This is a genomic window from Flammeovirga aprica JL-4 (assembly GCF_012844305.1).
Classification (GTDB): Bacteria; Bacteroidota; Bacteroidia; order Cytophagales; family Flammeovirgaceae; genus Flammeovirga; species Flammeovirga aprica.
Map to the genome: position 1 here is coordinate 1 of NZ_JABANE010000172.1, position 11013 is coordinate 11013.

6 protein-coding genes are annotated in these 11013 nt (G+C 34.8%); 2 read left to right on the forward strand and 4 right to left on the reverse strand.

The window, feature by feature from the left end:
* Window positions 1-606 precede the first annotated feature (606 nt).
* Complete coding sequence (locus HHU12_RS31485) at window positions 607-2082, reverse strand: Do family serine endopeptidase (protein WP_240971222.1); 1476 nt, start codon at window positions 2080-2082, stop codon at window positions 607-609.
* Window positions 2083-2743: 661 nt separating this feature from the next.
* Here HHU12_RS31485 and HHU12_RS31490 point away from each other — a divergent pair.
* The gene (locus HHU12_RS31490) at window positions 2744-3076 is read left to right on the forward strand and encodes a thioredoxin family protein (RefSeq protein WP_169660713.1); all 333 of its coding nucleotides are present in this window, start codon (window positions 2744-2746) and stop codon (window positions 3074-3076) included.
* 149 nt (window positions 3077-3225) lie between these two features.
* Here the strand turns inward: HHU12_RS31490 and HHU12_RS31495 are convergent, their stop codons facing one another.
* Complete coding sequence (locus HHU12_RS31495; RefSeq protein WP_169660714.1) at window positions 3226-3495, reverse strand: hypothetical protein; 270 nt, start codon at window positions 3493-3495, stop codon at window positions 3226-3228.
* Between the two features lie 444 nt (window positions 3496-3939).
* The gene (locus tag HHU12_RS31500; RefSeq protein WP_169660715.1) at window positions 3940-7962 is read right to left on the reverse strand and encodes an AAA domain-containing protein; all 4023 of its coding nucleotides are present in this window, start codon (window positions 7960-7962) and stop codon (window positions 3940-3942) included.
* A 145-nt stretch (window positions 7963-8107) separates the two neighbouring features.
* Here HHU12_RS31500 and HHU12_RS31505 point away from each other — a divergent pair, with 145 nt between their 5' ends.
* Window positions 8108-9145 (forward strand): FAD:protein FMN transferase, encoded by a 1038-nt coding sequence (locus tag HHU12_RS31505; RefSeq protein WP_169660716.1) that lies wholly within the window; start codon window positions 8108-8110, stop codon window positions 9143-9145.
* A gap of 122 nt (window positions 9146-9267) precedes the next feature.
* Here the strand turns inward: HHU12_RS31505 and HHU12_RS31510 are convergent, their stop codons facing one another.
* Window positions 9268-10395 carry a linear amide C-N hydrolase gene (locus tag HHU12_RS31510; protein WP_169660717.1) on the reverse strand — a complete coding sequence of 376 codons (1128 nt, stop codon included), beginning with the start codon at window positions 10393-10395 and terminating at the stop codon, window positions 9268-9270.
* Window positions 10396-11013: the final 618 nt, after the last annotated feature.

Consider the following 11013-nt stretch of genomic DNA (forward strand, 5'->3'; position numbering starts at 1 on the left):
TTTTTGGAGTTCCAAATGAGAATATTCAACAGGAGGAATATCTTTTTCTTTTAGATAAATTTGAAGTTCTGTGGAACTGTTTGTATAGTCTTCAATATCGAAGTAATCTAACATCCCCTCAGGGAAAAACAAGGCTAATAAATCGTCATTCATAATATTACAAAGGTAGCAACATTATGGTCTGTGCCCAACTTTTGGTACTGACCCTTTTTATATGCTCAAAAAAGTTTAGACAAAAAAAGAAGGGATCAGATAAAATCTAAACCCTTTCCCCATTACTTAAAGCAAACTATTGTTCTTTTTGTAAATCGAATGAAATATTTAATTATTCCCTTCTATTACTAATTTTTTTATTTCACAACCTCTTTGTTGTGTCTTACACCCTTATAAACGTCAACTAGGGGGTAAAAAGTTTCATTAAAAACGTTAATGAATGAAAATAAATGTAATAAACTGTTATTTAGTGTACAGTGTTATGCGGATTGACATTTACTTCATTGCAAATTAAACAGTTTTTCTTGAATAATTATGTTAACAAGGTAAATATCTTTCAAAGAAAAACAGAGTTGTTGCGTTTATTAACAACAACCCTGCAAATATAATACCTTAAAGTCCTAATCCAATATATTCTTTTTCACCATTTGGATACATTCCCTCTAAAAGTATGCCTCCGCGCTTTCCTCTAAGAGCATTTCCGAGGTCCTCAATTGATAAAACTTCCTCTCTATCTACATACATAATTATGAAGCCTTCTTTGATGCCTGCACGAGCTAACTTGCTGTTAGGGGCCAACTTAGTGATTTCTAAACCACCATTTATACCTAGTGCAGAAGCTTTTTTATCTGCTAAAGGTTGTACTTCTGCATTCAATGCTTCAATAGCTTCAGCAGAATTTTTTGGTGCTGATACAATATCAGTATTATTTTCTTTATTTTTTAATTTTACATCAAAAGATTTCTCTTTTCCGCTTCTATTTACTGTTACTTTGACTACATCACCCGGTCTTTTTCTTGCAATGTACTCTTGTAATTCAGAAACAGTACTCATTTCTTCCTCATTAATTTTAGTAATAATGTCACCTTGCTCAATACCCGCTTCACTTGCGGCACCTTGAGGATTGACACCCATTACGGCAATTCCAGAAATTTTATCAAGACCAGCCTCATCAGCAATTTTCTGATCAATGTCCTGAATCTGAACACCAATCAATGCTCTTTGAACTGCTCCGTATTCTTTAAGGTCTTCCATTACCTTTTTCACCAATTCAGAAGGAATAGCAAAAGAATAACCAGTGAATGATCCTGTTCTTGATGCAATCGCTGAGTTGATACCAATTAAGCTTCCGTTTAAATCTACCAATGCACCGCCTGAGTTACCAGGGTTTACTGCTGCATCAGTTTGAATAAATGATTCAACTGCAAGATTGGTTTTTGATCTTAATATATTAATGTTTCTTGCTTTTGCACTGACAATACCTGCTGTTACAGTAGAAGTCAGCTCATAAGGGTTACCCACGGCTAATACCCATTCTCCTACTTTCACATTATCAGAATCTCCGAATTTTAAGAATGGAAGGTTTTCATCAGCTTCTACTTTTAATAATGCCAAGTCTGTTGTAGGGTCAGTACCCACTAAAGTTGCTGTGAAGGTATGCTTGTCTTCTAATACGACTTCAATTTTTGAAGATCCTTCTACTACGTGATTGTTTGTGGCGATATAGCCGTCCGCACTGATAATGACTCCAGATCCTGATCCTAACTGACCACCTTCTGCACGTGGATCATTAAAGAAGTCATGGAAAAAACGAGGAGAATTTCTTCGCATTGCTGTAGCATCAGCATATGTTTTAATGTGAACTACTGTCGGTGTTGTTTTTTCTGCAGCACTCACAAAGTTCAATCCATCAGGAACTGTATATTCAGGCCTTGCTGTAGTCGTTTCATAATTAGTGAAAGCCACTGGTTTTTCGCTTTCTATTTTTTGACCTTGATTGTCATCTTGAATAAATGTTGTGTAAGTTCCAATTGAAATGATGCCGCCTAACATCGAAGCAGCCACCATAGAAATGAATTGTTTTTTCATAATTAGATAGTAAAAATTAAGTTTTGTAAGAGAACTATAAAAAGAAAGGCCTTTTTCTGCCATTCTCATAATTCTTATTTGCACTAGTATTTACTAATTAAATCAAACCTTGTGCGAAAAATAACTTTATTGACCTTTTTTATAAAATAATAAGAGATACATTTATTCTTTAATTTTTTTTAAAACAGTGAACTATCATATTTTCATGATGATGACAGTCAACTTTTCTTTAAAAAAGATTGAGCACCTTTGTAATGTCATAAGAGAAAAGGATACAAAATACTTACAGTAAGTATCCTTCTAAAAGTGATTCTAACGCTCTGATATAGAGTGTTTTAATATAAGAACTGAGAGTTTCTGTCCTAAGGGACAGATCAATTTTCATAGTGTTTAAAGTTTGGGTGTAAATTGAAACGGGGCTCGTCCATGACGGGCCTTGTTTTTTTTGTCTAATTTTTAAAAGAATGACAATATTTCATGACTAAATGACACCTTTGGCAGGCAATTCATAATAATGACGAAATATTTCTCAATCCTCCCGCTTATTTTAACTTTGGATCTATATTTACGTAATATAGTATAAAATCAATTTGATGAATAATCTAATAAGGTTATTCTGTAATATGTTGATCTCATCTTTATAACAAGTAGTAATCTTAGAATGTTTACATTGCCTAGCAACATTTTGGAAATTCAATCTAAAAGTGAATTAGAGCACTTTATGAACACCACTGAGAAGTTGATTTTAAATTTCTCAACTGAATGGTGCCCCCCTTGCCGAGTGATGGAAGGAACAATTTCTAATCTGTCCTTTGAATTGGATGGCAAAGCTAAAGTGGTTAAAATAAATCCAGAAAAATTGCCGGAAGTAGCACAGGAATTCAATATGAAAACTATTCCTTATTATATAGGTTATGTGCACGGGAAATTTAATAAGAAGGCACAAGGTGTGGTTCCTATTAAAATGCTGAAAGAATTAGTCAATGAAGAATAAAATTATAAAACTTCTGAAGGCTTTATATGAAAGCAAGCAGAGGGCAAATCAAGGGTGTTGTACTGCATCACTAAAACGATTTGAAAGGGATAAAAAAAGTCACTAACCAATTAAGGCTAGTGACTTTTTTGTATATATAAAATCACGTTTTAATGCTTCTTGAAGTTTCTTGTGGAAATTAAATGTCCACAGTCTGTTTTATGGTAATTCACCCTTGCTTTGTATTCCACTTTCCCAACAATTTCAGGGTCTTTGTAAATTTTCAAAACTTGCCCTTTTGGAAAAGTACCTACTTTCACCATTTTTCCTTCCACTAAAACATATTTAGGAGTTTTACTCTTTGTTTTCACAATGACCTCATTTGCCATTGTCAATAAAGGTAAAAACAACATCGATAATATAATTAATGCTTTCTTCATAGTGTTTCGTTTTAGTTTAGATTACCTATAGCGAAAAAGTGGGAGTAAAGGTTTGACCCTTTACCGATTATTAACGATTCAAATATATTAAATAAAATGAGATATTAATATTTTATATGTAAAAATTACATTTAATAAAATATAGATGTCTTATTCTAAGTATATTAAAATTTGTTTACACAAAGAAGAGAATTGAATTATTTGCAATAAGTACTAGGACAGAAGAAAAGGGACTTTTTGAATGAAGAATGAAGAGTTAAGAATGAAGAAAAGGAGATCAGTACTATGGTCCACGTGAACCTTGCAATACAACATCTCTGGAACGGTTTCCGTCATAAAGACAAGCTTATATGCCAGAGCAAGAAACATTTTTCTTCATTCATCATTCATCATTCTTAATTCTTCATTAAAATAAACTCGTTTACTTTTGTCCTAGTACTTAAGCTATTTACTCTCTATGTAGCGACCATTTTCTGTCAAATCAATATAATCCTGCACTGCGGCTCTGAATTTCTTGCCATTTTTCCAGAGGTTTCTGCTGTAGAAACGTTGATAAGTCCAATGCTTATTCTGTAGCTCAATAGGGAAATAGCCATGAGCTTCTTTCACAGAGATAAATTGATGGTAAGCTTCATCGTCTGTCATCAACAATCCAATTGGTGCTTCTTTATCCATCACAGTCAAGGCCGAGAAAGGAATCATTTCTTTGATTTCATGACTGTTTTGAATAGCTTCCTTCAGCGTTTTACCAAATGACCACGAATTATTGCGTTGTACAGAAGGTTGATAACCATTATCCTGTATGTCTTTGGCGTAATAAAGGAACTTTTTCAACAGCTTAGGCCCTTCATTTTTGCTTTCTTCCACATTCAGTTGATGGGAAAGAATACTGCTGACCACATACATCTTCTTTCGTGCTCTAGTAATGGCTACATTCAAGCGTTTCTCTCCTCCTTCTTGGCTTAAAGTACCAAATTGGAGGTTGATTTTTCCTTTATCGTTTGGAGCATAAGTAACTGAAAGAATGATGTGATCTCTTTCGTCACCTTGTATGTTTTCAATGTTTTTGATGATCAATTCTTCAGGCCAGTTGACATCCAAACGCTCCATAATTTCCTGTATCAGTTCCTGCTGTTTATGATTGAATGTAATGATACCGATATTCTTTTCTCCTCTTTCAACTAATCGCTTGGCCAATTTCACCACTTTGATAGCCTCTTCCTTATTGATGCCTTTTTTCCAATTTCCTTCCTCTACTTTAATAAATTCAATACCATTTTCTTTAGCATCCAGCTTTTCGAAATAAGGAATAAAGCGGAGTTTATTTTTATAGAAATGCTGATTAGAGAAATCGATCAAATCGAAAGTTTGACTTCGGTAATGCCCCAGTAAAGAGTGCTCAGATAAATACTGTTTTCCAAGGTCTAGCAGAGAATTAACTTCCAGAGCGGGATCTAAGTCGTATTCTTCATCTTCTTCCCATCTTGGTTTATAAAGATCAAATGGAGGAAGCTGTTGGGAATCTCCTAAAATGGCCACTTGCGATCCTCTATACATCGCAGGTATTCCTTTTTCGGCAAAACATTGTGAAGCTTCATCAAAAATGACCAAGTCGAAAAACGGGATCAATGGGAAGATTGCCGAAGCCGCTTCAGGTGAGGTCAGCCAGCAAGGCAACAGGTCCAGAATTTCATCTTGAAACTGATGAAATGTTTTTCTCAACGGCCATATGCTTCTTTTTTTATTGACTTGATGGTAAAGATCTCTGTACGTTACTCTATTATTAAGGCGGTTGTATTCCACCTTATCATAGGTTCTTTCTTTCAATCTCACCAATGTCATATCTGTAGAGATCGACCTTTTCTCAAGAATAGCTTCCTGCAGATTTTTCTCCAGCTGTTCAATTGCCCCATTAGAAACCACTCTTAAAATAGGGTGTTTCATTTCGATGTGGTAAAGCCAGCTAATGTTTAAACTGTTTTCAAGATAAACGATAACCTCTTCGATAGGATGATTATGAACTCCTTCCAGGTGAGTATCGATCATACGAAAAGCGGCCCATTCATGAGGAGTAAAAGATTCTTTGAGTTTATCGAAACGGCATATTTCATCAAAATCCTCTTCCAGAACTTCTTTAAATTCTTCTAGATCAATCTTATTATTGATAATATCCTCAATTTCAAGTGGAGAAAGGTATTCTTCCCATTTTACTCTTTCCTGAGGAATTTTATGTATCGTTTTGAAAAGGACATTGATTTTAGTCCATAATTCATCGTAACTGTAATTCTGAAGCTCTATAAACTGTACGCTTGTACGTAAAGAAGTATAGAGTTTTCGTGCTTCAATGGCCTTTCGTCCTGCAGCGAACCATTCTTCCCAAGCTTTGCTTTCTAGTTCTTCCGGAAATTCAACAATCCATTCATATTTACGCATGTCATTTTTCTGATGCGTAAGGTTCATTCTGTTTTCCAGTCGGTCGCGAAGGTCCGAAAGTCCTCTAGCAGTATTTGGTAATTCATTTTTTTGAAGAAGCTGATCTATAAATTTCTTTTTAGAAGAGAACTGCCACTTCATCAATGTCATCGGATTACTTCTAGCACCAATTGCAGTCGTAACCCATTCTATAGCATCACCTAATTCATTATCAGAAAGCGTTTTTTCAATTTCCGTTCCCCTGTTATTAAAAGAACTCATGCACCCTCTTTTGTGGTTTTGCCAGTCTTGTAATGTGGGAATTCTACCTCTCTTCTTGATGATGGAGTTGAACATTTTATACACATCAGGATCGCTGATGATCTCCATAAACTTTGTGACCTGTTCTTCCTGTCTCAAAATCCATAGGCATTCATCAAATGAAAGTTCAACTTGTATATTGTCTGTGATTTCACTGATAATTTTATCCTTAAAAGGAATGATATTATCAAGAATTTCATGAATATGTAAGATGGCACTACTTTCAAAATGAGTGAAAGGAATACGGTCTTTCCATATATAATCTTCATGATCCAGTTTTGAAGCAAACTGAAGGTAGGTGTGCAGACGGTCTTTATAATAATTGACTTCTTTTAAATCAAATTGTTGATAACAGCCTTTCAGGTGTGTATGAGGAAGTTTTCGATCACATTTTAAATACAGTTCTTTCGCAGAAATACCACATTCAGATGCATCATAAAGTGCGTCTCTAAATTCTTCCAGCTGTGTGATAGCACTGTCAATCTGTTTGGAAAGTAAAGCAAAAGTTCTTTCCAGCTGCATAGCGCCAAGGCTATTATTATCTTCTTTGAATTTATCTAATGCATCAATTTGTTCATGCATTTTTTTATAGATATATCCACGGTCGTAACGGTGATCATGAACCATTGCACAGAATGTCCCCAATGAAATATCCTTCATTCTTTGATAGACCACTTCAAGTGCGGCTCTTTTCTGTGAAATCACCAAAACGTTTTTTCCCCTAGTCGTAAAATCAGCAATCAGGTTACAAATCAATTGTGATTTACCACTACCCGGAGGGCCTTGAACCACAACAGAGTTGCCACCTTTCACTTCCTTAATGACTTTCTCTTGAGAAGCATCAATAGGATAGGGTGAAAGCAGTTCTTCTTCTTGCTGTGCCTTTCCAACATAAGTTTCTCTTAATCCTAAAACATCAAGATGCTGTTCTGCACTGCCAAAAAAATCTTCCAGATCTTTGACCTTATCATTTTCAATCAAGCGGTCATAATCAGGCATTAAATAAGAGTCTGATTGTGGGAAAATTCCGATAAGTGCTTCAGAGAAAAGCTTCATTTGTCCTTCTTCAAAATGCTCTAAAAAGTAGGCTTTATTTTGAGGTTCAAAACGCTGTATCCATTCTCCAAAAGTATCTTGGTTGAAATTGAGTTCTAAATTAGAATCCTCTAAAGTATGATATAATTTGGTGAGAAAAGCGGTGGTGTCTTTGGGGAAATCTTCAAATGTCATTTCTAAAAAGTCATCCTCAAATAGAACACCATTGTGATGTGAGATCGCCAAAAGTAGGGTTTTATTGAAAGTGACTTCAGTATCTTCTCTCAATTGTAACACCCAATTACCGTTTTCCTGTTTTAGTTCAATAGGAAAGAATAACAATGGAGCCCTCAAATTTCCACCGTTAATAAACCTGCCCTGTACAAAAGGATATCCTAGAAATAAATCGTGTCTGCCACCTTCTTCCAAAACAAACTTTGCTGCTTTGGCCACTCTCCTGATTTGCGTACTGATTTTATTGGCCGCTCCGTCTCTGCTGTCTGCTGTCGGACAGATCGGAATCGTTTTGAAACCTTTAATGACCTGACGAATAATGTCAAAAGCAGGCAATTGCATCAACTGATCCAAGTCTGCTATATCGATATACTGACCAGAATATGCTCTTGGTAAGTACAGAGATTTATTTCTTGCGGACAAATTAGCAAGTCTTTTCTGATACGTCTTGAGGGTCTTTTGCACAGTTTACTTTTTAATTTTGGTTCTAACCTCAGAATCTTTCTAAAAAAATGTAAAACAAATAGGAGTAATTGTTACTCTTACTCACCTTTGCAGGAAAAGATTCCAAATTATAATATCAAGATACGCAACGAAAATTAAAATCGTAATGGATAACAGAAAGAAAAACATAATTTATTCATTTATTCTTATCACATTAGTCGGTATTGTATGGGTTTATAGAAAGTATAACCCTGAACTGCCCACTCATTTTCATGTGAGAGGTACAACAATGGGAGTAGTGCCTTATAATGTGAAATATATTGATCAAGAGGGCCGACCATTGGATGAGGAAATTAAAAAAGTGCTCGCAGACTTCAATCAATCGTTATCCACTTATATTCCATCATCAGAAATTTCACGCTTCAATTCAGGTACTGCTTTTACTTATGAATCAGCTTTCTTCTATCCGGTTTTGAAGGAAAGTAAAGAAGTGTATGATATCACTGAAGGTTCTTTTGATCCTACTATTCAGCCACTTGTAAAAGCATGGGGATTTGGTCCAGGTAAAACACCCACGATCAAAGATGAAGAGGTAGATTCTATTAAGTCTTTTGTCAACTTTGCTTCTTACATTTCTTTTGATGAAAAAGAAGTGAGAAAATCGAAGGAAGGCGTGGAGCTGGATTTCAGTGCGATTGCCAAAGGATACGCAGTGGATGTAGTTGCAGATTTATTGAGAGCGAAGAATATCCATAATTTTATGGTTGAAATAGGAGGAGAGGTAGTTTGTGAAGGACACAATGAGAAAGAGAAAGTATGGAGAATTGGCATCGATAATCCTCGTTATGGAGAAGGTGGTCAGCAGGAGCAACTTTCACTGATTGTGGAATTGCCGAACAAAGCATTGGCAACTTCAGGAAATTATAGAAACTTTTATGAGAAAGATGGAAAGAAATATGCTCACACATTAGACCCTCGATCAGGCTATCCTGTTCAGCATAGTTTGTTAAGTGCATCGGTTTTTTCATCAAGCTGTATGCGTTCAGATGCTTATGCTACTGCTTTTATGGTAATGGGTGTGGAGAAAGCGATTAAAGTTATTGAAGATCATTCTGACTTGGAAGCCATTTTGATTTATGATGACAATGGCGTGATGAAAAATTATATTTCTGAAGGTGCAGAAAAATTCATCATGAATAAATAAAAAACGATATGTAGATTTCTACACATTCACCTTAGTATTATTCAAATAAAAAATGAACAATGAGACCAGTATTTTCTGACTTATCATTGTTCATTTTTTTATTTAAAATTCTAACTGTTTATCTATTTCAACTCCGCAGTTCTATTTAAAATATCTTGTTGCCTTTCGATATCAAGAGGAATTCTTTTGATTTGATCACCTATGTTAGAGAAATCAATATCATTAAGATCAATTTGTTGAACTCTTCTATTATGTTGCGTATGATAGTTGAATACTTTATGCGTTAAATCCCAAGATGTAGTCCAGATTGTAGAACTTTTCATTGTACTATGATCTTTACCAAACATTTCGCCTGTTCCCTCTGCTTGGTCAGCACCAAGAGTTAAGTTGAAGTTGTCTAAGATTCTGAACATTTCATATAAAGATTCATCAGCGTTAGGCATTGGTCTTGTCGTTTGAGTCCATGCCACAGCTCTTACAAAACGTGAAGGAGGGGTCATATCACCTGGTAAACCAACCATACCCGAACCTACTCCAATTTGTGAGAATGTATTGCCATTGATGGTTTTTGGTTTTGCTGTGTCAAAGCTAAGATTGATATAATTTCTAAGGTTGGTAAGGTGCCAATCATATGATGGAGCATTAGTTATAACACCTACTGAGGCATCATAAATTTTTAACTTACCATCGATATACTCTATCACGATTGATTCACCTGATGCATCAGTTACCATCCAATGCGAATCAACAACGATTCCTAACGATTCTTCAATTACACCTACAACGTTTACTTTTTGTAAACCTTCTATTACTTCTTCTACAGTTGAAAATTGAGCCAAAATGTAGTTAGGTAATCCTTGTGAAGAGATCGTATTATCAGCTTCTTGTGAAACAAATTCTGGATATTCAGCAAAATCAGGAAAGTAAAAATTTCCAACTGCTAACCCCATCTCATTCATTCCGTCAACAATTAAATCTTTTCCCATCCAGTCTAATCCCATAAAACCATATTTTGCTGAGAATTTTTTCCCGTTTTGACCTTCTGGTGTCAAGCCTCTGAATTGAAATCCTTTTGGAATAACCGCGACTTGAGAGTGAATATCAAATGATCCCCATTCCATGGATCTTCCATAACGTATTGTTCCATCTTCTGCAATAAGTCGGATACCTGTGCATGAAAAGATTGTAGAGTGAGCGAATAGTAGAAGGCTAAGGCCTATGATTGATGAAATTTTGATTGACTTTTTCATTGTTTATCAAATGATTAATAGATTAATTTTTATAACTCTACAAAGATCATTGGTTTCAGTATCAATCATTTACAAGAAATGAGAAGTAGTTTATATCAAAACGTCAAACTATATTACGTTATGAGATAAGATGATATTCAATATGTAAGTACTAGGGCAATAGTAAATGGATTTTTCTTTAAGAGAAGAGGGATGATATTATAATTATCATCATAAAAACCACAACACGAACCATTTTTCTTCCCTCTTAATTCTTAACTCTTACCTAAAATAACCCCTCTTATTCTTTCCTAGCACTCATGTACACTGTTTGCCTCATTGAAGTATTATAATAATTAAACTATTGTTTATTTCGGTAAAAAAAGAAACGCTGTTGTTCGTTTTATATCAATGATGTAAAACGAACAACAGCGTTTAAATTTAATTTTATAAATAGGAGGTACCTTATTTCAATTGTGGAGTTCTATCCAAAATATCTTGAGTTCTTTCGATATCTAATGGAATTCTTACAATTTGATCACCCATATCAGAGAAATCGATATTATTTACTGACCTTTCGCTCTCTTAAAATTTGCGAATGGTTAAAATATTGATAAGTAGATGCTAATTCAAGCTGTT

Coding starts and splice junctions, on each gene's coding strand:
- HHU12_RS31485 (WP_240971222.1), bottom strand. CDS start 2,082: ATGAAAAAACAATTCATTTCTATGGTGGCTGCTTCGATGTTAGGCGGC.
- HHU12_RS31490 (WP_169660713.1), top strand. CDS start 2,744: ATGTTTACATTGCCTAGCAACATTTTGGAAATTCAATCTAAAAGTGAA.
- HHU12_RS31495 (WP_169660714.1), bottom strand. CDS start 3,495: ATGAAGAAAGCATTAATTATATTATCGATGTTGTTTTTACCTTTATTG.
- HHU12_RS31505 (WP_169660716.1), top strand. CDS start 8,108: ATGGATAACAGAAAGAAAAACATAATTTATTCATTTATTCTTATCACA.
- HHU12_RS31510 (WP_169660717.1), bottom strand. CDS start 10,395: ATGAAAAAGTCAATCAAAATTTCATCAATCATAGGCCTTAGCCTTCTA.